Below are 22,587 nucleotides of genomic sequence, written 5' to 3' on the forward strand. Positions count from 1 at the left end.
TCGCCCGCCGCCCCGGCAGGGCCTCAGGTGCCCCGCCAGGGAAGGCCGCGCATCGCCGTCATACGACGGGCTCCCGGAGCCCCGACCGGGGACCGCATCAACCCCAGGGTGTAAACCCGTGGGTCAATGCCCTCGCGACGCAATCAAACGGTGGGTCGATGCTGCGCGGGAGGGGCGCGTGACAGCGTTCCTTCGTGCCCACGGACCGTCCGGCGCGGCATGGTTGACGATCAGTCACCACGGGAGGAACCCATGACCACCACGCCGTTCATCAGCCGGAAGGGCATGACGCGCCGCAGCATGCTGGGGGCCGCACTGGCCGCCGGTGCCGCCGTGCCGCTTGCCGCTGCTGCCGGCCCCGCGTGGGCCGACCAGGCCGCGGCCGTCCCCGCCACGAAGCGGCTCGTGCTGCCCGGGCCCACCGGGCCGTACCCGGTGGGCACGGTCCAGTTGCACCTCGTCGACCGCTCCCGGCCGGACGACATCGCGGGCCCCGCGCACTTCCGCGAGCTGATGGCCACCGTCTGGTATCCCGCCCAAAACGTCGAGCGGTACCCGGTGGCGCCCTGGATGCCGGCCGGCGCATTCCAGGCGTTCCTCGCCGACGCAGGGTTCAGCGAGCTGGCCTCCCTGGGGCCGCTCACCACTGGCCACGTGGGCGCTCCGGTACGGCGATCGGAGCGACGGCTGCCCGTCGTCGTGTTCTCGCACGGCGCGCACAGCCACCAGGGCGACCACACAGTCATCGTCCAGGAGCTTGCCAGCCACGGATACGCGGCTGTGACGGTGGCTCACCAGTACGACACGTACACCGAGTTCCCCGACGGTCGGCTCGCCGTCCCGTCCTACGACAGGCAGGCGCCGACGCTGCCAGGGGACTTCGCCGCTGATCTGCGCTTCCTCCTCGACTGCGTCGAGCAGCTTGCCGCCGGGCGCAATCCCGACGTCGACCACAGGGAGCTGCCGGCCGGGCTCCTCGGCTCCCTCGACCCGCGGCGCATGGGCGCGTTCGGCTGGTCGAAGGGTGGTACGGCCACCGCCTGCGCCACGCTCGCGGACGGCCGCATCCGGGCCGGGCTGAGCCTCGACGGCCCGATGCAGATGAACCCGCCACTGGCCGGCGACCTGGACCGGCCGTTCATGATGATGTCCGCCGAGTTCACCCGGGCCACGGATCCCGAGGCCGCCGCATTCTGGTCGCACCTGCGGGGCTGGCGGCTGAACATCCAGGCGCAGGGCGCCGCCCATATCTCGTACGGTGACAATGAGGCGCTGTTCCCGCAGGTGGCGAAGCTGCTCGGCTGGAGCGGGCAGCAGCTTCAGGACGTTATCGGCACCCTCGATCCCGACCAGGCGGTGAAGATCCAGCAGGCCTACGCCCTCGCGTTCTTCGACGAGCACCTGCGCCACCGTCGGGGACACCTGCTCGCCGGACCGTCCCCGGCCTTCCCGGCAGTGACATACCTCCCCTGAGTGATGGAGGTTCGTCCTCTGGTCGTCAGCGGAGTAGCCCCAACGACCTGGTAGTTCACATCGACAGACCGTGACGGGCTGGAGCTGACACGGGTGACGAACTGCCACGTCATTCGCACGCGCCGACCTATCAGCAGACCCCAGCAGCCGCTTCGGCACCTGCCGGCCCACCCCGCCCTGACCGGTCAACTGCAGACCCCTCCACCTGATCCCGGGCGGCCACGAGCTCCTCGAAGAAGCGCTCAGGCACTGCTGCCGGGGAGTTCGGACAGGGCGCGGAATTCCGCTGCGGGGCTCATGGCGCTCCTCGTTCAGCTCTCGATGAAGACGAGGTCCTCAGCCGGATGGGTCATCCGCACCTTGCTGTCGATGACCTCCACGATGGCGTCGAGGCCGGTGGTGGGATGGCCGGTGGAGATGATCCAGAACTCGTCCGCGGCCTGGTCGAGGAAGGCGGGGAAGCCGGTCAGGTCCGCGTTGTCGGGGTCGCCGAGGTACAGGTAGTCCACCAGCCGCCGGAACAGCTTCGGCAGGATCACTACGTCGTCCTGGAGGGAGTCGATGTCGGTGACGGTCGCGCCGTCGAGCGTGTCGTCGTCCTTCCACAGGCCCTTCTTGTCCGCCTGCGCCTGGCGGACAGCGGCGGTCAGTTCGTCGCGCAGGTCGGGGAAGAGGTTGGTGTAGTACGTCGGGTAGGCCAGGCCCTCCTTGAGGATGTGGTGGTTGAACGTGGTGCGCAGCAGCGCCTCGTCGACGTTGATCTGCGTGCCGCTGATGCCCGGCGGCGTGCCCTTGCCGGCGAGGGCGATACAGCGCTTGTCGCGGCCCGCGCCGCGGGTGAGGATCCAGCCCGGCCGGGTCATGGGAGTTGCCGCGGTGACCGTCTCGTCCGGCAAGCGGTCGACGGTGGTGAAGCCGAGCCAGTCCGTCAGCGCGTCCCGGGCGGCGCGGGCGTGGAGCCACGGCTGGTGGACCTCTGGGTTGCCGTTGCGTGAGTAGTGGGTCTCCAGCGTGTCGATGGCGTCCAGTCGCAACTTTGCCTTGCCGGAAGTGTTGTGTTCGACTTTGTGGGGGCCAGGTACCAGCTCCCACTCCTCTTTCTTGTCCGGCTTGAAGGGGATGGTGTCCCCGTCCGCCCGGCTATGGACGAGGTGGTACGAACCCTTGATCAGCAACATGGGCATGACTATGTGGCTCCCTGGCGGCGGGCACGAAGACCGAACAAATTCTCACTCAGCGTTACAGAGTAGGGGTTTCTGGTAGGCAGAGAGTGAAACCGCGCAAGGTGTTCGCTCGTTCAGCCCTTCTGAGTCCCGGACCCTCACTCGGATGCCGTCGTCAGGTACGGCACCCACCCCGGGGTTTGTACGTGCCGCCCTTGCCGTACTGAGCGGTGGTCACAGTGCGGCTGTGAAGGATACGGCCTGGTCGTTCGCCCTCGTTGGGGCATCCGGGGAAGGCGCTGGCCGTAGGTGAGGCGCGTGTCCGAACCGGCTCCCAGGGCAGAGCTGCTGCGCTAGCCTCGGGTGGTACCCGACCGCCGGAGGACCCGATGGCCCACCTCGTCTTCGACCAGGCCGAGCAGCGTGAGCTCCGCGAAGCCGCGCGCGCCGAGTTCCCCGGGAACGCTGCGCTCGCGTACGTCCTTGAGAACCTCGCCTCGGAGGGCATTGACCTCAACCGGTGCCGCGACTGGGACGACATCCGGGCCGAGAAGGGCATGCCCGAGCGGAACGGCAAGGCCTCCGAAGTTGCCTGAGCACCCGCGCGGCCGGAGCCCGAGGATCGTGTTCATCGAGCCGGCCGAGACCCAGGCCGCTGTTCTGACGGTTGAGCAGTCCGCCCGCCTCGACGTGGCGCTGGGTGTGATCGCCGAGGCCCCGGCCGACGTGAAGCAGCACGCCACCGCGTCGGCGCTGCGGGACTACCAGCACGATGGCATCCGCGTGATCTTCTACGCGACCGCGCTCGGGAGCATCCTGATCGTCACGTACGTCGAGGTCGACGAAGCCGTCGAGAGCGCCTGACCCGTCCCCGCAGGGCCGGCCGCGTACGCTGGCACGGGATAGGAACGACGCACCGGGGAGGCTCCAGTGGCGGCACGTCAGACGTGGACCGTGGACAGGCTCCACCACGCCCTGCCGCACTCGGCCTCGAGGCAGCAGCTCCTCGCAGACGTGAACCTCACCCCGATCGACGAGCTCTCCGCGGTCCTCGACCGGTGGGTCGCGGCCGCTGAAGCACTCCAGGTGGCCGCTCCTCGGATTGCCGCCGTCCGCCCCCAACACACCACCGCCTCGTCGGGTGACACCGCCGTCGACCACACCGCTGACGTCCTGCGCGACGCCGGCCACCGAGCCGACCGCAAGCCGGGCCGGGGCGCCTCGTGACCTACCGGCTCCACTTCCCTACCGACGTCTTCGACACCTACAAGCAGCTCCCCGAGCAGGCCCGCCAAGACCTTGCTGTTTGCCTAGTTGACGCCCAGGAAGACCGCCTGGGCCACTCCGAACCGCATGGCGAGGACGACGGCGTCATCCGCACGGTCGCCCGCGGGCACACGTCACCGCTGTCATCCTGGTCGGCAACCCCACCAGCGCCCCCACGGTCCTCGCCATCGCCTATGCCGGTGGGTGAAGGCAGCACATGAGTTTCGACATCTTCGTGTGCCGGTTCGAGAACGGTGAGTCGGCACCGCTGGACATGAGCGCCGCGCGCGAGGTCCTCGCCCCTTATGTGGTGGCGCGGGATCCGAGGCTGGACTTCCTGCAGGTGTGTACGGGGGACGGGGAGGAGGCGGGTGTGTACTTCGGCAGCCCGACCGGCATCACCTTCAACCGTCCCGGAGGGGAGGGGATCATGGACCTCCTCGGCGTCCTGCTGCGACGGCTGGGCGCCGTGCTTGTCGTTCCGGGAGGCCCGACGATCCTCCAGCGGGACGAGGACCGTGAAAGCCTTGGCGCCGCTCTCAGGGACGAGTGGCCCGCGGTCGTCGCCCGTACCGGAGCGGAGATCATGCAGGCGATCCGGTCCTCCTGAAGGGCTCTGCCCGCAGTTTCGCGAGCCCGTTCAGAAGACCGGTAGATCCCCTCGGGACGTCGTGGAGTGCTGCGCGGATGGTGCGCAAATCGCGGCCGATCAGCTGTTCGTAGTCATCGACGTCCACGCGCTCCGCCGCGGACCTGGACATTCTCCTTTCCCGCCCGCGGTGATGGCGATGAGAACGTGCCCTCGGTTTCAGCCGAGTTGGCACCCCCCCGTGACTTACAGCACCGAAGGGCGGAACCGCTGGCTTGGTCTGCGCGTCGCATGGCCATGACCGAGAGAGCCGGAAAGATGATCTTCGCCCTCACTCTGGCCGGGGGTGCTCGCAGGACGCGCCCGAGGCGACTAGGGCCTGTTGCGAAAGTGGATCTTGCTCGTTGATGATCGCGTCTCGTGGGACGTGGGGATCTGACGAACGACCAGTGGGTACGGCTTGAGCCGCTGCTGCCGCGGGGTATCAAGCCGGGCCGTCCGCAGGTGTGGACGAGACGGCAGCTGATAGACGGCATGCGGTGGCGGACGCGGACCGGTGCCCCGTGGCGGGACGTGCCCGAAAGGTATGGCCCGTGGGACCGGGTCTATGACCTGTTCCGGCGCTGGCAGCGGGACGGGACCTGGGCCGGGATCCTCACCCGGCTCCAGGCCGAGGCGGACGCGAAAGGCCTGATCACCTGGGAGGTCAACGTCGACTCCACCGTCTGCCGGGCCCACCAGCACGCCGCCGGGGCGGCGAAAAAGGGGATCTCCAGAAGGAGCCGCCCGGCGGCGTCTTCGTCGAGCCGGCCGACCACGGGCTCGGACGGTCTCGGGGTGGGCTGACTAGCAAGATACATCTGGCGGTCGAGCAGGGACAGAAGCCGCTGTCAGTAGTGATCACCGCTGGTCAGCGGGATGACTCTCCGCAGTTCGAGCCTGTGCTGGAAGCGATCAGGGTGCCGCGGCTGGGCTGGGGGCGGCCGCGCAAGCGGCCGGACCGGGTGCGAGCCGACAAGGCATACGACTCGCGCAAGAACCGCGCTTATCTACGCAGACGCGGAATCAAGGCGACGATCCCGATCCCCGCGGACCGCGCCCGCAACCGGCAGAGCCTCGGGTCCCGGGGTGGCCGGCCGCCGAAGTTCGACAAGACCGACTACCGCGAGCGCCATGCAGTCGAGTGCGGCATCAACCGCCTCAAGAGGCACCGGGCCGTCGCCACAAGGTACGACAAACTTGCTGTCCGCTAAGAGGCCACCGTCCAGATCGCGATCATCAATGAGTGGCTGTGACCGGATTCCAGAGGGCCAAGCTGGCCTGCGCCCATGTCGACCTGGAACAGCCGAACGCAAGACCACCCGGCAAACCGAGCGCTAGAGTCCACCCGTGCGTTGATCTTCCGGGCGGCGGCCAAGCACCGCTGCAGACGTTGCGGGCGCCTCAGGTGAGCCAGGGCGCCCGCCTGGCATGCCCGTCACCACATCACCGGAGACCACGCAATGACCGCCCAGGAACACCTCTCCTACAACGCGTTCGTCGAACTCGCCGCCGCCGATCCGGCGGTAGTCGGCCTTGTCCTCAAAGGTTCCCAGGCCCACGAGGGCATGACCACCGAGCACTCCGACCACGACCTGTACGTCATCCTCGCCGACGGGGCGACGACGGAACTCACCCGGTTCACGGGACACCGCACCCCAGAACTCGACCTCGTCATCCTCTCCCTCGACAGGTTCCGTGCCGCCGGAATGCCCGGCTTCGAGCGGTACGCCCTCGCCCGAGCCCAGATCGTGCTCGACCGCCTCGGCGGAGTCATCGCCCAGATCCTGGCCGACAAGGCGCGGCTCGCCGCCGACGCAGCCTTCCACGAGGCAGACGCATGGCTCGACGCCTACGCCAACTCCCTCTACCGCTCAGTAAAGAACGACCGCGACGGACATGCCCTCGCGGCCCGACTCGACGCCGCCGACAGCATCAGGTTCCTGCTGGAGTTGCTCTTCGCTCTGGACCGACGCCCCCGCCCTTACAACAAGTACCTGGAGTGGGAACTTGCCCGATTCCCACTGCCCGGCTGGGATACCGAGCTGCTGCTCGGTGCTATGAACCACATCTCAGCAACGGGCGACGTTTCCACACAGCGTCGCCTCTTTGCCCAGGTCGAAGTAGCGGCCCGGCGGGCCGGACACGATGCGGTGCTCGACGCATGGGGTGAGGACCTGCACCTCATGCGGCCTCAGTAGGGATGCCCCGGAGGCCTAGGCACCACAACCACCCTTGCCGCCTGGGGCTTTCACAACAGGCCCTAGGGCGTGTCTCCTTGGTCTGCTCGTTGGTTGATCAGATGTGTCCGTCCGGTTAGTGATCACTGATGCGATGTGGGGCCGGATCGAGCCGTTGATGCCGGCTGATCCGGTCCGTGGTCGGCGGTGGGCCGATCACCGCCGAACCTTGGAGGCCATCGCATGGAAGTACCGCACTGGCTCGCCCTGGCGGGACCTGCCGGACGAGCTGGGCTCGTTCCAGACTGCTCACAAACGGCTGCTCAGGTGGGCCACGGACGGCACCTGGGAGAGGATCCTCACCGCGCTCCTGGCAGCGGCCGACGGTGCTGACGGCATCGGCTGGGCGGTTTCGGTGGACTCCACCGTCTGTCGGGCCCACCAGCATGCCGCCGGAGCCAGGAAAAAGGGGCTCCGGATCGGGCCGAACCTGAGGACCATGCGCTCGGCCGCTCCCGCGGCGGCCTGAGCACGAAGGTCCACCTCGCCAGCGACGATCACGCTCGCCCCTTGGCCCTGCATGTCACGGCGGGCCAGGCAGGTGACGCGCCAGCCTTCGAGGCCGTCATGGCCGGCATTCGTGTTCCGCGAGGTGGACCGGGAAGACCGCGGACGCGGCCGGACATCGTCCTGGCAGACCGCGCGTATTCGTCCCGCGCGATTCGAAGCCATCTCCGCCGGCGCGGGATCCCCACAGTGATCCCTCAGCCCTCCGACCAAGTCAGCCACCGCCTGCGGCGAGGCCGTGCCGGAGGCCGCCCGCCCGCTTTCGACGTCGAGGCTTACAAGCAGCGCAACGCGGTCGAACGATGCATCAACCGACTGAAGCAGTGGCGCGGCCTGGCCATGCGAACGGACAAGCTAGCCGTCGCCTACCAGGCCGCACTCCACCTCGCTTCCATCCTCATCTGGGCTCGGTGGTGACGAGCACGAGAGTCAGCCCGCTTGGACCCGCCTGCTACGCCGCCTCCGGACCTCATGCACGAGCTGCCAGACAGTCGCGACCTGAAGCAGCGCCGCCCAGGCGATGAACCATCCTGAATCGTCTCCGTTTAGATACGCCTGCACCGCGCCGGTGACGAGCATGAGGGCGACCAAAACGCCCACCGTCGATATAGCCAAGCTGATTCGATCAGTCACCTGCAAAGTGTCCTGGCTCGATCGCCTTCATGCCTAGCCTGCGCGACCAAGTTTCACAGGCTTGCGCTGCAGCCCTGTTTGAGAGACAAGCTCTAGGGGTCGACCCCGTTTTGGTCACTGCGGGACTGTGCGGGCCCGACACCCACCGTGTTGGGACCATCGCGTACGAGCAGGGGCACGTAGTCGGCCTGGCGCACAGAAGCAGTAAGAGTTCGCTGATGTACACCTCTATCCGGCACGAATGCCGATGCTCCGATAGGGGATGACATCAATGGCATCAACTACCTCTACTGACAGCTCGGCTTCGCGCCGTGCCACGTTTGGCGCCCTGGCGGCCGGGCTCATGCTGCCGGTGGCCTTGTCAGCGTGCTCCAGTGGCGCCGAGGGCTCCGCAGCGAAGGACTCTGTGCCGAAAGACTCCGTGCGCGGATCGCAGTCGGCGCCGAGCCGCGGTGCGGCGGCCGGACCGCGCGACACCGCGGACCACAAAGTGCTCCTCGAGGGCTCTCTCGACCACAGCTACACAGCCCCTAGCCTTGCCGAGTTCGCCCGCCAGACCAGGGCCGTCAACGTGATCAGCGGCACGGTCGCCGCCACCCGACCGCTGGTTACCGAGCCGGGTACCACCGTCGAGACGATCTTGACGATCTCCGTGCAACGTCAGCGAGACGACAGCGCCCCGACCACCGCCGAAGTGCGGGAGCAGGGAGGTGTCGTCTCCGTCGCCCAGGTGCGCTCCGACTTCGAGGGCAAGCTGGGATGCAAGTTGACCGGTGAGGAGTCGGCCGAGACGGTCGACTACAGCTTCAACGGGATCACGCACGCGCAAGTCGGCGATCGAGTTCTCGTAGTGGTAGCCGACGATGCCTCCGTGCAGAACGAAGGTGCCTACGTCAGTCTGGCCCGGCTTGTAGGGGGAGGCGCCGCAGGCGGGTTGTCCAAGGCGTCCCCCACGAAGTTCACCTGGCCCGGCGAAGCCCCGAACCCAGCCTGGGAGACCGCCGTCGACGTGGAGTCCCTCATGTAGGGAAATCAGGGGCTATGGATGCTGTCGAGCGGACAAGTGCACGGGTGGCTTTGTTGGTGAGTTGCGAGGGCGTCGGTTACCCGGCGCCAAGAGCAGGCTGTCTTTCACGGGAGAGTGATGTCGCCGAGTTCTGGCTCTGGCTCACGTTCTGTGGTGTATCGCCTTCGTGGCGCGGGACGTTTGACGGCCGTTCGGCGGGGAGGTGCTGTCATGACTGGGCGGGCCTGGCGAGGCGTTCGGTGGGGCCGGCGAAGGAGGGGAAGAGCGTCCGCGTGGCGAGCAGCCAGGTGTCGTCCACCTTGCGGAACGTGTCTTCGTAGTGCCCCACCTGAACCGGGGGCCGCAGCGGTACGAGGCCCTCGCTGTAGCCGTCGACACGGTACGTGGTGAAGTACGTGGTGGCGGCGGTGTCCGCAGAGGTCACGGTAACCAGGATGTCGGTGCATATACGGCGTGACAGTCGGTCTGCGGGCCGGCTGCCGAAGTAGGTGCGTAGGGCGTCGTGCCCAGGCCGGCCCCGGCGAAGCTCGGTCAACAGGGCGACATGCAGGCGGGGCCAGACGCCCGCCTTGGTCCATTCCCGCAGTCGACTCCAGGCCGTCACGCCGGAACAGCCCATGGTCTCCGCGGGGACATCGCGCCACGCGACACCGGTCCGCAGCACGGACATGACGCCGGCGAGCGCCCCTCGGTCGGGAACACACAGCCGCCCCGGGGGGCGGTGACGTCGCTCGAGAACGGGCGGCAGAAGCGGGGCCAGCCGCTCCCGCAGGTCGTCAGGAACAAGATCAGCGCGCACGCGGACACCCTGCAGACCAGGGTCGCCGAGCGCAAGACCCCACAGTTCAACACCCAGGAACGATCAGTAAGAGGGTTGGATCACGTCTCTCGCCGTTTGGTCGGCCAGGAGGTCTCCTGGAGAACGTCCTCAGGAGTCGGTACTGCGTCCGGGAAGTGCTGGCGGATCTCCCGAACCACCGAGGCATCCGCGGTACAGAGGTCCCAAGTCGTGCTGTCGAACTTCCGCAGCGCCACCTTCAGCTCCTCGCCCGCATATCCCGCGAAGTCCGCGTCAACAAACTGAAGGTCCGGCGCGACGAGGGCCAGTAGCTCCAGGGTGCCGATCCCGGCACCGGAGGAAGCCTTCTCGATCTCGGTAAAACTGGTGACCAGTCGGGCGTCGTCGATCCGCACCTTCCAAGGAGGCCGAGCCCAAAGCTCCCGAGGGGCACAAGGAGTTCCGCCAGCGTGACGTAGCGCCGATCGGAGGCGCGGTCCTGCCCAGGGAGACGGTCACGCCAGGCCGCGAACGTGATCGACTGAAATGCGCCGGCGGGGCTTGCCATCGATGCGGGCTCCGTTCGCTTGCGAGGCTCAGTGTGCTCTCACAGCATGATCTTCCTCGACCGCAGCTGCAGATCATTGTGAAACCGCCAGTTGGCTGGCGGGAGCGCCATTCGAAACGTCGATATGCGAGCCGGATCTGGGGGCTTTGAGCTGGACCAAACTCTTCCGCTGCGCAGCGACACGGAATCCGACGCTGAACGGTCGATCCGCCAACGGCCGCTCCCGCTCGTTGGATGTACTGCCGGACATCCATCGCGACGCCTGCGCAGACCCTGTGACCTGCGTGAAGACCCCGTGAAGAAGATGATCATGGACGAACGGAGGCGCTTAGCCTGCCCGAATGAAACTCATGTTCGGACGAAGAAGTCGCTTCGCCCAGTTCGCACTCGGCGCGGCCGTGGCCGCCTCGGTCCTGCTTCCCGCCCAGCACGCCCAGGCCGCCTCAGGTCTGGACCCGTTCACCGCGAACTTCAAGCTCACCCGCGTCGACGGGGACAAGACGGGCCTCATCGACTCCGCCGAGGCCGCCGGAGTCGCCAAGGCGTCCGTCACCGACGTCCTGGGCACCCGTACGGGACGTCCGGGGCTCTGTCATGCCACCGGACTGAACGGCGCCCTCAAGCCCGACGGGTTCTGCTGGGACGACGAGGACGACCGGTCCAACTACGCGGAGGGCGGCGGCGGCTGGATGCCGCAGGGCTTCGCGGGTTCGCATGCCGCCACCGCCGACGGGCTGTATGCGGGGCGCTCCCTCACCGCCACCGCCTGGTACCACGGCACGTGGGTCAAGGACCGGAAGCCGTCGGAGACCGTCGAGGACTACGCGCGGGTCACGATCACGGAGTCGACCGGCGGCCAGGTCAAGTACGGGCACATCGCGCTTGTGGAGCCGGTCAACGGCAACTTCAAGCCCCTTGAGTACACCTCGCACTCGGACGGCGTCGCCTGGTACGGCAACCGGCTGTTCGTCGCCAACGGCGCGGAACTCCAGGTCTTCGACCTGACGCGCATGTGGCGCATGAACGACACCACGAGCGCTCTCACGCGCCTGAACGCGGGCAAGACCTCCGCCCGGTTCCACCTCTGGGCGATGCCGCTCGTCGCCCGCTACAGCACCATCAGCACCGCCGCGGTCGACAACGTCTCCACGGCCTGGCTCAACAACAGCCCCCGCGCCTGCGGTCCGAGCCTCAACAACGAGCTGTGCCTGAGCAGCCTCAGCATCGACCGCTCCGGCGCGACGCCGGCCCTGGTCTCGGTGGAGAACCGTTCGGGCGCGGGCGCCCGCATCGTCCGCTGGCCCCTGTCGGCCCTCGGCACCGGCCTTCCCACCACGGTGGCCTCGGAGACCACGGGCTACTCCTCGCCCGTCTGGGGCATCCAGGGCACGGCCACGGACGGCACCAACTACTACATGAGCGGTACGTGCCCGACGTACTGGCCGGGCGGCACCGAGCTCTACTCCTGCATCCACGTGGCCAAGCCCGGCGAAGCGCCCCACGTCCTCACCCAGGCGCCGCAGCTGACCCAGGGCCTCTCCTGGGACCCGCTCGCCAAGCGGCTCTGGGGCGCCAACGAGGCGCTCGTGGACTCCAGCGGACCGCGCAGGGTCGTGTTCAACATCGAGCCCGACGCCGGCAAGCCCGTCGACGGCTGGAGCTGGCTCACCAACTTCCACCAGGCGGGCTCCGTCTGCGCGACACCCCAGGGCAACGGCACGGCCAACGGCACGCCGATCACGGTGTGGACCTGCACGGGAGCGGACGCCCAGCGCTGGAAGTACGAGAACGGCCTGATCGTCCACAAGGCGAGCGGCAAGTGCATCACCCCCGAAGCGAACGGCGCGAACACCAACGGCGCGCTCCTGACCCTGTGGACGTGCAACCCCTCCAGCGACGTCCAGCGGTTCTCCCCCTCGGCCGACGGCAGCGCCGTGAACGCCTACGGCAAGGCCATCACGCCGAAGGGCAACTCCTTCGGCAACGGCGTCTGGCTGACCCTATGGACCCAGGGCAGCCCCACCCCTGACGTCCAGGACTGGGTGGTGAAGGGCTTCTAGCCCCGCACCGGGGCTTCCGGGCCCCGCACCCGCTCCCCGGACACCGACAAGGGGCCGGCCCGCGCCGGGGCCGGCCCCTCTGTGATCACGGGGCAGGACGCGCAGACTGGGAGGAGGAGGGACGAACCCCGTACGGGTTCGTCCGCCGTCTCCGTCGGCACCAGGGCGGTCACCATGAGTTATTCCACCGATGACCAGCGGATTCTCGAGGCGATCGAGCGCCGCCTCACTCACGACGACCCCGCCCTCGCAACCCGGATCGACGCGCTGAACAAGCAGTTCCCCCACGTACCCCGCACACCCGAGGGCGGCCGGACCCGGAGACGCAGTCCGCGTGTCGTGACGGCGGCGGTACTGGCCGTCATCGCCCTGCTGGCGCTCATCCTCACCGTCATGCTGGGCAGCCACTCCACCCCTCCGGCAGGAGTGGACGGCGGACCCGCCGCGCTCTCGTATCTATCGGCATACGACGGCCGCGCGCTCCTGTAGTCGGCGGCCCGGCCCGACGACGACGCCGTCCACTACGGGCCAGCGCCGTAAGCGTATGGCGTCGTACTCGCTCGTCTCGGTGTACCGGAATTCCCCGTCGTCGACGGCCGACTTGCCCTTCTCTTCCGTCTCACCGCTGACGCACGGGCCGCCGTCTCGGCCGCGCGGCTGGTGGCCGGGGCGGCGTAGGGGACGGTCACGGTGGTGGGGGGCGGTGGAGGTCGTGCAGGTGAGCGCGGACAGGCAGCGCAGTGGGGTCATCGGCAACGGGGTCTCATCGCGGCCTCACCCCGGCGGCGGGGGCGGCGCGCGGATGCAGCGGGAGCGTGTTGGGGCGGCGCAGGACGTCCCCGGGGCCCGGCGCCGCCCGATCGCACGGCAGGGGTCAGGACGCCGGCGTGTAGTGGACGACCGTGGACTCACACGCCTTCGGCGTAGACCTTCAGCGCGTCCGCCTCCGCCTGGTCCGCGGCCAGACCCCAGCGCAGCTTCGTCGCCGTCCACTCACCGATGTACCGGCAGTGTGCGTCGGGCAGCGGCGGTGGCGAAAACCACTTTGCTGGCGATTGGCCGACGGCGCTCAGAGCCGACACCGGCCCCAACCCCATCGGGGACTCAGACACGCTGTTGGTCGCCAACCGAGCCACCCACGGAAACTCGACGGGCATCAGGAGCTCCGGCTGGACAGGTGTGTACGGCTTCAGTACCGCACACGGCGTGTGCTCGGGAGGCGCAGCAGTCAAGGGAGACGTCATCGGGGCGGCTGGGATGGGCGTGTACGGGGTCGGATCCGGTGCACCGGACACAGCCTCTGAGGGCCCGTTCTGGGGGCGCAGGTCGGTCGGTGTGTTCGGGAAGGCCGGCAATTTGCAGTGCCTCGCGGGGTGGTTCAGCGGCGATGTGGTGGTCTGGGGCCGCCTCGTGGTGGGTGGCGGCAAGTCCTTCTTGATCGACCATCCCCTGGACCCTGAGAACCGCTACCTGCAGCACGCCTGCGTCGAGTCCCCGGAACCGCTCAACATCTGTCGTGGAACCGTCGTGACAGACGACAACGGCCAAGCCGCCGTCCAGCTACCTGCCTACTTCGAGGCTTTGAACACGAACGTCACCCACCAGCTGACGGTCATCGGCCAGTTTGCGCAGGCCGTCGTCTCCGAGGAGATCCCATCGCAGCCGAGCAAGCCAAGAATCATGACGACCGTGGCAGGTACGTCCACGCCCGAGGCGTGGGGAAAGTGGAAGGAACTGGGCCTCCACTATGAGCGAGAAGCCGCGCTCAGCGCTCCGGCAGTCGAAGGTCCAGGGACTGACTGACACTCCAGCCTGCGCCGTCACGCTCTGGCAGTGCGATGCGCAGCTCGTGCAGTCGGATGGCAAGACCCACGAAGGTCGCCGGGATGTGCCGGTGGCACCGAGGGTGCGCACGTCCGTGTTGTCGGTGAGGCACACGTCCAGGCGCCAGCATCGAGACCGGAACCGACTCCTACCGCCTCGCCAGCACAGGAGCCCGCGCCGAAGCCGCGGCCAGCTAGCTTCCGCCAGGACCGTCGGCCACCTCTCCAGCTCAAGGGGATTTGGCCGGCGGGCCATCGGAACGAAGCGTGGTCCACAACTCGTCGAGGATCACAGGCCCTGGGTAACGCACGGGCTGGCCAATATCGGATGACCAACTGGGACGGACGCGTTCGACGAAGTCTGTGAAGTCGTTCCGCAGATACCGAGAATCGGACGGCTTCAGCCGAATCTGTTGGCGGCTATCAACCCACCAGATCTCAAAATCGGCAACTGTGCCTTCCGCCGGCCAGTCCTCGCTCTCGTCCGGCAGCAACAGGACGTCGACGCCGTGGTCCGGCGGTTGCCCTTGCGCGTCCCGCACGGCGATTTCGCGGCGCGTACGGAGGGGCGACGTTTCGACCTGGTCGTGACGAACCCTCCCTACATGCCGGCTCCCAGGGCCCGGTTGCCCTCGCGAGGCCCGGAGCGGGCCTGGGGCGCGGGCCCCGACGGTCGCCTGGTGATCGACCGGATCTGTGCGGCCGTTCCGGCCCTGCTGCGCCCGGACGGTGTCCTGCTGATGGTGCACTCGGGCATGTGCGGGGGCGGAGACGACGGTGTAGGCGCCTGCGCCGCTCCCGGTGGGATCAGACTTCGGGCTCGCGGTCCTGGGGGACGGGGCCTATCGCGAACAGCCCGACCGTGTCGGTGATCTCCATCAGGCGCAGCATCTGATGGGAGGGCGCCCCCAGCCGGAGGGGGTGACCCGACTCCATGGCCCATTGCCGGGCAGTCAGGAGCGCGTTGAGACCGGAGGAGTCGCAGAAGGACGAGTACGTGAGATCGATGATCACCTCGGTCGCGGGAGGCGCTCCGGCGATCGCTCCGAGGAGCGCCGACCGGACCTCGTCCGCATGGTGCATGTCCAGATCCCCCGACACCCGCACCACGCATGCCTTCGGAGGCGCTCCGGCCGGGCGGAGTTCTCTTGCTTCTTCCAGGTGGGCCATCACGACTGTTCACCTCACACATGGCGACTGCCCGGAATTGCCCGTGTCATACGGAACGTCCGGCCGGTCCCGTCACCCGGGTGCGGCCGACGGCTCCACGTTCCCGTCCGCCGCGGTGTCGACGTGCATCGCGGCCTCTTCGGCGGGCGCTGCGCCGTCGTCCGGACCGACGTCCCGGGCGACGGCGTGATCGACGTGTCCGGGCCGCGAGCGAACCGGCGCCGGCCGTCCGGCCTGGGTCGCTCCCGCCTGCTCGTCGACGAGCTCACCGTCGCCTCCCGGGAGGTCTCCCATGCTGTCTCTCCGGCCAGGCGAGTCGAAGACGTCCAGCCGCAGCTCGATGCAGGGCAAGTCCGCGTCCCAGCACGGCGGACAGAAGGCGGGCGGTTCGCCCGAGCGGAAGAAGGACGAGCTGTACAGGAAGCGAAGAAGCGCGACATCGAGGGCCGCTCGACGTTGACCAAGCAGCAGCTCAAGAACGCTCTCGGCCGCTGAGCCCCTCGTAGAGCGCCGCTCGGGACCCTATGGGCCGGCACCGCGACGCGGGTGGCAAGGGGCACCGGCTTCTAGGCGGGCAGGTAGCCACCGAGACAGTTTCGTGGTCCGCCACGGGTGCGCGGCGGTGCCGTAGCGCATGGCTGTCTGCTCCGTGATGCCGAGCAAGTTCATCAACCTGAGGGGGCGGCGCATTCGGCCGCTTCGCCGCCATCGTGGCCTGGGTCGCATTCCTCGCAATCTGGCTCTGCCGCGACGAGTAGCGCGGTGGCCCCGGGCTCACGCCTCCTGCCCGCCGTCGTCGTTGTCGAACGCAGCCGGGCAGCATGGACCCCCGACGCTGACGGAAACGGCCGAACGCCAGGCAGCGGAGTGGCACTCACGTGCACGGGTTTTGGGTCGGTCTCAATCTGGCAGATTGCTCGTATCCAGAGACAAACCGGAAAGGCATCGCTGTGAGCGAATTCGACATCTGGGGCTACCACCCGAACGCGGGCTACCAGCAGGGGATCGACATCGTCGGCTACAAGGTCGAGGCCGCCGACGGCAGCATCGGAAAGATCAGCAAGCACTCCGAGGACGTCGGCGCCTCGTACCTCGTCGTCGACACCGGGGTGTGGATCTTCGGCAAGCACGTCCTGCTGCCCGCCGGGACGATCAGGCTGATCGACACGGCCGCGGAGACGGTCTACGTCGACCGGACGAAGGACCAGATCAAGGACGCCCCCGAGTTCGACGAGATGAAGCACACCGGTAATCCCAGCTACCTGGAGCAGTTCGCCCGGTACTACGGCCAGCCGCACATGTAGGAGCCGATTCGCTGCCGCCCGCTTCGCCGCGCTCCTCGAGGACAAAGACAGCACCAACGGCGCGCCAGCCTTCTTGACCGCCTGCGGCCACGCCTCGTCCCGCGCTGGTGGTCGACGGACCGGGGCAGCTGCCGCGACTGCCTGGCCTGGACGAATGACGATGACCAGCGGTGCAGGGGCTGCCAGATGTGGGGCCACACCCACGTCCAGGATCCATGCCACCGCTGCGGCCGCGAGCTGCCCCTACGCGACGGCCACTGCCGGCGGTGCCTGCTCTTCCTCGCCGAGACCGCCCACGACCTCGACCGGATCGCCCTCGATGGCGGCGACCAGCTGTGGTTCGGCGGCCCTTGCTCGCCGCACCTCAAGACGACCACGAACCGGGCCGGTGAACAGACCGGTCTGTACGGGAGCCGCCTGCAGACCAAGCCACGCCTGGCCGTCCAGGCCTCCCGCGCCACCGCCCCCGACCTGTACACGCTCACCGGCGGCCGGGCCCGCTGTCCCGGCCGGACGATGTGCCTTGCCCTGCGACGATGTCGCGCCCGGCTTCACACGCGGGCCGGTGCATCGACCGGTTCCATGTGCCGCGGGCCGAACGACAAGTAGCCGCCGGGCTTCGGTGTCGGATCACCGTCCACTTGGCGGAGTGGCGGAAGGACCCAGTCGGTGAACGACGTGGTGACGGCCTCCATGGCCTCCGGAGTCGCCTGGGGATGGCAGCCGGCAACGACAACGCCGCGTCCGGCTCCGGTGACACCGCCTCCCAGATGATGAGCGGCACCGATTTCTCGTGCCCGGCAACCTTCGGTCCGGCTCGGCTCCTACGAAGCGCTTCACTACACGTCGGTGGCACGGCAAGGCCGCGTGCCCAAGGAAAGAACGACTTACGGCGAGGTGGACCGCTCAGGGGAGCGGAGGACGAGCAAGGTGATCTCGCTGGGGGCGAAGACACGGAAGGGCGGGCCCCAGAAGCCGGTGCCGCGGCTGGTGTAGAGAAGGGTGCGATCGCCGTGGTGGCTGAGGCCGGCGACGGCGGGCTGGTCGAGGCGTACCAAGTAGTGGAAGGGCCAGATCTGGCCGCCGTGGGTGTGGCCGGAGAGCTGGAGGTCGATTCCGTGGGCCGCCGCCCGGTCGACGAACTTGGGCTGGTGAGCGAGCAGGAGGACGGGCAGGTCGGGATCGGTGCCCTGGAGGGCTCCGGCGAGGTGGGCGCGGTGGCCCGCCAGTCCTGAGGACTCGGCGGTGACGTCGTCGACGCCTGCGACCACGAGGGTGTCACCGCCGCGTTCGAGCAGCAGATGCCGGTTGCGCAGCGGCTCCCAGCCGAGCTCGTCCATCAGGTCGACCCAGCCCTGAGCCTCGCTGTAGTACTCGTGGTTGCCGGTGACGTAGACCAAGGCCCGCGTCGCCCGCACGGTGCCCAGGGGAGCGGCCTGGGCGCGACGGCGTTCGGCCGTGCCGTCCGCGATGTCACCGGTGTGGCACACCAGATCGGCGTCCAGGCTGTTGACCGTCTCGCAGACCCGTGCCGACCAGCGGGCGCGGTCGAGCGGGCCGTAGTGGGTGTCGGTGATCAGAACGACGCGGGTGCCGTCCAGTCCGGCTCCCAGACGTGGGAGCGGTACATCGAGTCGGCGCACGCGCGGTACGCGTCGGGCCTCGGCGTACCCCCATGCGAGCAATACGGCGGTTACGCAGAGGACGGTCCAGGTGACGATGCGCGCCCGGCCCTGTCCGTCACCGACGCCGGCCACGGTCAGGACAAGCCGCAGTGGGACACCGAGCAGAACAGACCAGGTGAACAGGACCCAGCTGCCGCCCAGCAGCGTGTCACCGACGATTGCCGCCCGGTCCTGCTGGCGACGACCGTGGCCGCGTGCCATCGCAAGCGGCATTCCGGTCAGGCCGAGGGCGAAGAACGCGGTGCCGGTGATTGTGACGGGGAGCGGCCAGCGCTGACCGGTGTGCAGGAGAACCCAGCACGGCACGGCCCACAGCAGGAGGGGCGCAATCAAGGGGATGTAGCGCATCAGGCGCCACAATCGGCTCCGTGACGCCCCTTGCGCCTCCTGGGCGGCGGATGGGGTGTTGCTGATCTCTGTCACGCTTCCCTCCTGAGGTCCTGTCCGGCGGACCGTGCGAGTGGCGGAGCCGGGTGAGGGCAGCGGCACGTTCGTCGTGCCGGCCATCCGCCGATGGCCTCGACATGAGCGCCGGCCACGCCCTGATTCTGCTCCGACCTTGCTTGCCGGAGCCTCTTGGGTAGCCCATTGTCCGCTTGGAGAGCCCATTGTCCGCCGTGGGGACCGGGCGACCCGCTGCGCAGGTCGCTACCCTGCGGCCACAACCGGGCGGCTGTGACCTGAGGACTGTTGGGGAGCAGCGGAGCGATCGGCGTCGGGCTGGCTCACGTGGTGTCGTCGCCGGGGGCGAAGATGGTGTGGGCGGCCTCGATGAGCCGGGTGCAGCGCCGGGTCATGGCCTCGGGCGACTGGTCAGGGTGGTCGATCCACCAGCGCACCAGAGCGGTGCACAGGCCGCGCCAGGCGTGTTTGAGGGCGTCGGCGTCCAGTGGGTCGGTGGTTCCGGCCGTGTGCAGGAGTTCGGCGGTACCGGTCGCGGCGAGGCCGTCGATGGCGTCGCGGTAGTGCGCGGCGCGCTGGGCGGCGTCGCTGCCGGGAGGCAGTGTGGGGTCGTAGAGGACGAACCAGGCCCTGCGCTGCCCGTCGAGTGCGGTGAAGAGGGCGTCCAGGACGCGCAGGGGGGTGGGCGGCGCCGCGGCGTCGTGTCCGGCCATGGCGGTGCGGATGGCGTCCAGCAGCCGGTCGCCGATCGGGTCGAGGCAGGCGAGGTAGAGGCCCTCCTTGCTGCCGAAGTACTGGTGCAGCAGCGGCTTGGTGACGCCGACCCGTGCGGCGATGGCGGCGACGGTGGTCGCCTCGTAGCCATGGCGGCCGAACTCCTCGGTGGCCGCGGCCAGGATCTGCTGTTCGCGATCGGCTCTCGGCACGCCCTTGGTGCCGGCCTTGGAGGAGAGCGTTGTCATGGAAGCAGATCTTACCTTAAGGTAATTTACCACTGGGTAAGTTCAATTGGACCCCGACTGGGAGCACTCTCATGTCTGCGATCCCCTCTGTGCCCCGCTCCGGCCGCACCCGTTCCTGGTGGGGCTGGGGCTATACCGACGCCCATCCCGACGACGCCGAATGTGCTGCGATGGGGGCCCTGCTTCCGGGCACGCTGGCCCGCCCGCTGCCGATACCCCGTATCGACGATCTGCTCATCGCCCGACCCGCCGTGACGCCCCCGCCCTCCCTGGCGCACCTGGTCACCGACGACCCGCGGGCGCGCGCCGCCCACGCCATGGGCAAGGCGTACCGCGACGTCATCCGCGCCCTTCGCGCCCGTCCCGGCCGGATCCCCGACCTCGTCGCCCACCCCACCTGCGACCGGGAGGTGGCCGACCTGCTGGCCTGGGCAGGCGAGCACGACGTGGCCGTCATTCCCTTCGGTGGCGGCTCCTCGGTGGTCGGCGGCGTGGAGTACCGCGGCGATGCCCACCGCGCCGTGCTGTCGCTCGACCTGACCTCGATGGACCGCGTTCTGGAGATCGACACCGCCGGCCGTTCGGCTCACATCCAGGCAGGAGCTCTCGGCCCCGTGCTGGAAGAGCAGTTGCGGCCCCACGGCCTGACCCTGCGCCACTTCCCGCAGAGCTTCGAGTTCTCCACCCTCGGCGGCTGGCTGGCCACTCGGGCCGGCGGCCACTACGCCACCGTCCACACCCACATCGACGACTTCGTGCAGTCCCTGCGCGTGATCACACCCGCCGGAGCCGGTACGTCCTGGCGCCTGCCCGCCTCCGGCGCCGGTCCGTCGCCCGACCGGTTCTTCCTCGGATCCGAGGGCGCGCTCGGCGTCATCACCGAGGCATGGATGCGCTTGCAGGAACGCCCCTGCCACAAAGCCTCCGCGTCCGTGGCCTTCACCGACTTCCACCGTGCGCTGGACGCCGTGCGCGCCATCGCCCAGTCCGACCTCGCCCCGGCCAACTGCCGCCTGCTCGACGCCGGCGAAGCCCTCTTCTCCGGCGCCTCCCACGACGGCTCCTCCGTCCTGGTCCTGGGCTTCGAATCCGCCACCGGCCCCGTCGGCGACCGCCTCGCGAGCGCGGTGGACCTGGCCCGCGCCCACAGCGGCCGAGTCGAGATGCCCCCGGCGGACCGCGACGCCTCGGCCGGCTCGGCCGTGAGTGCCTGGCGTTCGGCGTTCCTGCGCATGCCCTACCTGCGTGACGGCCTGGCCCGCATGGGCGCCGTCGTCGAGACCTTCGAGACCGCCGCCACCTGGGACAAGATCCCCGCCTTGATCGACGCCGTCCGTACCGAGGTGGGTGCCGCCGCCCTGAAGATCACAGGACACCCGGCCACCGTCAACTGCCGCCTGACCCACGTCTACCCCGACGGGGCCGCCCCCTACTTCACCGTGGCCGTCGCCGGCCGACCCGGCGACGAGGTCGAGGTCTGGGACGACATCAAGGCCGTCGCCGGCGAGATCCTGCACCGCCACCGTGCCACGATCACGCACCACCACGCCGTCGGCCGTGACCACCGCGCCGGCTACGACCTCCAGCGCCCGGAGCCCTTCGCGCTGGCACTGCGCGCGGCCAAGGACGCCCTGGACCCCTGCCGCATCCTGAACCCCGGCGTCCTGCTCGACTGACAAGACCGGGTGGCGGGACGGCGGTGGGGCCGTGCTGCCAGGTGTGTTTCGCCTTCGTGGGGTGGGCTCTCTCCGCGAAGGCGGGCGGCCGGCACCCGGCGCCGCGGTTCGCCGTCATGCATCCGTCCCGGACATTGGAGTGGCCCGGGGGAGGACGGGCGGCGTGGTTCCCGTATCTTCCGGCGCCACTTCCTATGGTCGGCGCAGGTACGGCAGTGGGCCGGCCGCTCGGACCCGATGGGGAGTCATGGTACGTACGACGGCCAGGCCCGGAACGGTGACGCTCGTGCCCTCGAAGGGGCGTGCCACGTGCCGGTGGGCCCGTCGGCTCGCTGCCGCGGTGGGCCTCGCGGCGCTGTGCGCGCTGCCCGCGACGACGGCGGGCGCGACCCCGTCGCAGGACGGCCGGACCTCCGCGCAAGCGCTCCTGTACGTGTCCGACTACGGCGGCAACCGGGTTGTCGCCCTGCCCACGAGGGGCGGCGATCAGACAGCCGTGCCCTTCGAGGGTCTCGTACGGCCGACGGGCATGGTCTGGGACGCGTCGGGTCGCCTCTACGTGTCGGACACCGGCAACAACCGCGTGGTCGTGAGGGCGGCGTACGGGGGTGGCCAGTCCACCGTCCCCACCGACGGCCTGTCCCGCCCCCTGGGGCTCGCCCTTGACCGGGCCGGGAATCTCTACGTCGCCGACAGCTTCAACGACAGGGTCGTGAAGGTGTCCGTGGCGAGCGGTACCCAGACGACCGTACCGACCACGGGGCTGCTGCACCCCTGGGGCCTGGCGCTGGACGCCACCGGGAACCTGTACGTCTCCGACTTCGTCAACGACCGCGTCGTCAAGGTGGCCGGTGACGGGAGCGGCCAGTCCACGATCCCCGCCCTCGGCCTCTCGCAGCCGACCGGCCTGGCACTCAGCGCCACGGGGGACCTCTACATCGCCGACAGCGGCAACAACCGCGTGGTCAGGATCGCGAAGGGCGGCGGCCAGACCACCGTCCCCACCACCGGTCTCAGCGATCCCCTCGGCCTCGCGCTCGACGGCTGCGGCGGCCTGTACATCGCCGACGGCTTCAACGACCGGGTGGTCCGCGTCCAGGAGACAGGCGGTGGTCAGACCACCCTCCCGGCCACCGGCCTGAACACGCCGACGGGCCTCGCCTTCCCACCGACGGGCACCCGCCCCTGAAACACCACGATCCGCGGGACCACGGCTCGGGGC

The 22,587-nt window shown here is 69.1% G+C and carries 24 protein-coding genes and 3 pseudogenes; 18 read left to right on the plus strand and 9 right to left on the minus strand.

The window, feature by feature from the left end; translation table 11 throughout:
* Positions 1-252 precede the first annotated feature (252 nt).
* The gene (locus SGA01_RS13070; RefSeq protein ID WP_141296696.1) at positions 253-1,473 is read left to right on the plus strand and encodes an alpha/beta hydrolase family protein; all 1,221 of its coding nucleotides are present in this window, start codon (positions 253-255) and stop codon (positions 1,471-1,473) included.
* 311 nt (positions 1,474-1,784) lie between these two features.
* Here SGA01_RS13070 and SGA01_RS13075 read toward each other — a convergent pair whose 3' ends face one another.
* Positions 1,785-2,651 (minus strand): thermonuclease family protein, encoded by an 867-nt coding sequence (locus SGA01_RS13075; protein ID WP_308699048.1) that lies wholly within the window; start codon positions 2,649-2,651, stop codon positions 1,785-1,787.
* 374 nt (positions 2,652-3,025) lie between these two features.
* Between SGA01_RS13075 and SGA01_RS13080 the strand changes: the two genes are divergently transcribed.
* The 8 genes from SGA01_RS13080 to SGA01_RS13120 all read left to right on the plus strand — a co-directional run bounded on the left by SGA01_RS13080 (position 3,026) and on the right by SGA01_RS13120 (position 8,937).
* Positions 3,026-3,232, plus strand: coding sequence for a hypothetical protein (locus SGA01_RS13080; RefSeq protein ID WP_141296698.1), 207 nt, complete (start codon positions 3,026-3,028; stop codon positions 3,230-3,232).
* Between the two features lie 28 nt (positions 3,233-3,260).
* Positions 3,261-3,500, plus strand: coding sequence for a hypothetical protein (locus SGA01_RS13085; RefSeq protein WP_141296699.1), 240 nt, complete (start codon positions 3,261-3,263; stop codon positions 3,498-3,500).
* Between the two features lie 66 nt (positions 3,501-3,566).
* The gene (locus tag SGA01_RS13090) at positions 3,567-3,863 is read left to right on the plus strand and encodes a hypothetical protein (RefSeq protein WP_141296700.1); all 297 of its coding nucleotides are present in this window, start codon (positions 3,567-3,569) and stop codon (positions 3,861-3,863) included.
* 256 nt (positions 3,864-4,119) lie between these two features.
* Positions 4,120-4,512, plus strand: coding sequence for a hypothetical protein (locus SGA01_RS13100; RefSeq protein WP_141296701.1), 393 nt, complete (start codon positions 4,120-4,122; stop codon positions 4,510-4,512).
* 399 nt (positions 4,513-4,911) lie between these two features.
* Positions 4,912-5,744 (plus strand): IS5 family transposase gene (locus SGA01_RS13105; RefSeq protein ID WP_371866027.1). Its coding sequence is split into 2 segments (ribosomal slippage): positions 4,912-5,256 and positions 5,259-5,744, totalling 831 coding nucleotides; the frame shifts between segments, so codons are not numbered across the junction.
* A 249-nt stretch (positions 5,745-5,993) separates the two neighbouring features.
* Positions 5,994-6,731 carry a hypothetical protein gene (locus tag SGA01_RS13110; RefSeq protein ID WP_141296702.1) on the plus strand — a complete coding sequence of 246 codons (738 nt, stop codon included), beginning with the start codon at positions 5,994-5,996 and terminating at the stop codon, positions 6,729-6,731.
* 103 nt (positions 6,732-6,834) lie between these two features.
* Positions 6,835-7,694, plus strand: a protein-coding gene (locus SGA01_RS13115) for an IS5 family transposase (RefSeq protein WP_141296703.1) whose coding sequence is annotated in 2 segments (ribosomal slippage) — positions 6,835-7,177 and positions 7,177-7,694 — 861 coding nt in all. Because the reading frame shifts where the segments join, the coding sequence is not laid out codon by codon here.
* 622 nt (positions 7,695-8,316) lie between these two features.
* The gene (locus tag SGA01_RS13120) at positions 8,317-8,937 is read left to right on the plus strand and encodes a hypothetical protein (protein WP_141296704.1); all 621 of its coding nucleotides are present in this window, start codon (positions 8,317-8,319) and stop codon (positions 8,935-8,937) included.
* A 208-nt stretch (positions 8,938-9,145) separates the two neighbouring features.
* Here SGA01_RS13120 and SGA01_RS40990 read toward each other — a convergent pair whose 3' ends face one another.
* From SGA01_RS40990 to SGA01_RS13130, 3 genes and pseudogenes are all read right to left on the minus strand, one after another.
* Entirely contained in the window at positions 9,146-9,472 is a 327-nt protein-coding gene (locus SGA01_RS40990; protein WP_371866030.1) for a nuclear transport factor 2 family protein, read from the minus strand.
* A pseudogene (locus SGA01_RS40995) lies at positions 9,458-9,736 on the minus strand (transposase); the annotation flags it as partial. The gene SGA01_RS40990 and the pseudogene SGA01_RS40995, both read right to left, overlap by 15 nt.
* An 80-nt stretch (positions 9,737-9,816) precedes the next feature.
* The gene (locus tag SGA01_RS13130) at positions 9,817-10,131 is read right to left on the minus strand and encodes a hypothetical protein (protein WP_141296705.1); all 315 of its coding nucleotides are present in this window, start codon (positions 10,129-10,131) and stop codon (positions 9,817-9,819) included.
* Between the two features lie 493 nt (positions 10,132-10,624).
* On the opposite strand from SGA01_RS13130, the gene SGA01_RS13135 reads away from it, so the two are divergent.
* Together SGA01_RS13135 and SGA01_RS13140 are read left to right on the plus strand one after the other, a co-directional pair.
* Positions 10,625-12,343 (plus strand): RICIN domain-containing protein, encoded by a 1,719-nt coding sequence (locus tag SGA01_RS13135; RefSeq protein WP_141296706.1) that lies wholly within the window; start codon positions 10,625-10,627, stop codon positions 12,341-12,343.
* A gap of 174 nt (positions 12,344-12,517) precedes the next feature.
* Positions 12,518-12,832 (plus strand): DUF3040 domain-containing protein, encoded by a 315-nt coding sequence (locus SGA01_RS13140; protein ID WP_141296707.1) that lies wholly within the window; start codon positions 12,518-12,520, stop codon positions 12,830-12,832.
* A 419-nt stretch (positions 12,833-13,251) separates the two neighbouring features.
* On the opposite strand, the gene SGA01_RS42835 is transcribed toward SGA01_RS13140, so the two are convergent.
* The gene (locus SGA01_RS42835) at positions 13,252-13,500 is read right to left on the minus strand and encodes a hypothetical protein (protein ID WP_371866028.1); all 249 of its coding nucleotides are present in this window, start codon (positions 13,498-13,500) and stop codon (positions 13,252-13,254) included.
* 178 nt (positions 13,501-13,678) lie between these two features.
* Here SGA01_RS42835 and SGA01_RS13150 point away from each other — a divergent pair, with 178 nt between their 5' ends.
* From SGA01_RS13150 to SGA01_RS43065, 3 genes and pseudogenes are all read left to right on the plus strand, one after another.
* Positions 13,679-14,146, plus strand: a complete 468-nt coding sequence (locus SGA01_RS13150) for a hypothetical protein (RefSeq protein ID WP_141296708.1) — start codon at positions 13,679-13,681, stop codon at positions 14,144-14,146.
* 140 nt (positions 14,147-14,286) lie between these two features.
* A pseudogene (locus tag SGA01_RS43060) lies at positions 14,287-14,364 on the plus strand (ATPase); the annotation flags it as partial.
* Between the two features lie 320 nt (positions 14,365-14,684).
* Positions 14,685-14,930 (plus strand): annotated as a pseudogene (locus SGA01_RS43065) (class I SAM-dependent methyltransferase); the annotation flags it as partial.
* 43 nt (positions 14,931-14,973) lie between these two features.
* Here SGA01_RS43065 and SGA01_RS13165 read toward each other — a convergent pair.
* Together SGA01_RS13165 and SGA01_RS13170 are read right to left on the minus strand one after the other, a co-directional pair.
* A complete protein-coding gene (locus SGA01_RS13165; protein WP_141296709.1) occupies positions 14,974-15,336 on the minus strand; it encodes an STAS domain-containing protein in 363 nt (120 codons plus the stop codon).
* 72 nt (positions 15,337-15,408) lie between these two features.
* Positions 15,409-15,630 (minus strand): DUF5709 domain-containing protein, encoded by a 222-nt coding sequence (locus SGA01_RS13170; RefSeq protein ID WP_141296710.1) that lies wholly within the window; start codon positions 15,628-15,630, stop codon positions 15,409-15,411.
* A 656-nt stretch (positions 15,631-16,286) separates the two neighbouring features.
* Here SGA01_RS13170 and SGA01_RS13175 point away from each other — a divergent pair.
* Both SGA01_RS13175 and SGA01_RS13180 read left to right on the plus strand, forming a co-directional pair.
* Positions 16,287-16,640, plus strand: coding sequence for a PRC-barrel domain-containing protein (locus SGA01_RS13175; RefSeq protein ID WP_141296711.1), 354 nt, complete (start codon positions 16,287-16,289; stop codon positions 16,638-16,640).
* A 186-nt stretch (positions 16,641-16,826) separates the two neighbouring features.
* Positions 16,827-17,249 (plus strand): hypothetical protein, encoded by a 423-nt coding sequence (locus SGA01_RS13180; RefSeq protein WP_141296712.1) that lies wholly within the window; start codon positions 16,827-16,829, stop codon positions 17,247-17,249.
* A 278-nt stretch (positions 17,250-17,527) separates the two neighbouring features.
* Here SGA01_RS13180 and SGA01_RS13185 read toward each other — a convergent pair whose 3' ends face one another.
* Positions 17,528-18,748: a metallophosphoesterase gene (locus tag SGA01_RS13185; protein ID WP_141296713.1), complete on the minus strand. Its 1,221-nt coding sequence runs from the start codon at positions 18,746-18,748 to the stop codon at positions 17,528-17,530.
* A 302-nt stretch (positions 18,749-19,050) separates the two neighbouring features.
* The gene (locus tag SGA01_RS13190) at positions 19,051-19,689 is read right to left on the minus strand and encodes a TetR/AcrR family transcriptional regulator (protein ID WP_141296714.1); all 639 of its coding nucleotides are present in this window, start codon (positions 19,687-19,689) and stop codon (positions 19,051-19,053) included.
* A gap of 71 nt (positions 19,690-19,760) precedes the next feature.
* On the opposite strand from SGA01_RS13190, the gene SGA01_RS13195 reads away from it, so the two are divergent.
* Positions 19,761-21,365 (plus strand): FAD-binding oxidoreductase, encoded by a 1,605-nt coding sequence (locus SGA01_RS13195; protein WP_141296715.1) that lies wholly within the window; start codon positions 19,761-19,763, stop codon positions 21,363-21,365.
* 247 nt (positions 21,366-21,612) lie between these two features.
* Positions 21,613-22,554, plus strand: a complete 942-nt coding sequence (locus SGA01_RS13200) for an SMP-30/gluconolactonase/LRE family protein (protein ID WP_141296716.1) — start codon at positions 21,613-21,615, stop codon at positions 22,552-22,554.
* Positions 22,555-22,587: the final 33 nt, after the last annotated feature.

Source organism: Streptomyces gardneri (assembly GCF_006539185.1).
In the GTDB taxonomy this organism is placed as follows: domain Bacteria; phylum Actinomycetota; class Actinomycetes; order Streptomycetales; family Streptomycetaceae; genus Streptomyces; species Streptomyces gardneri.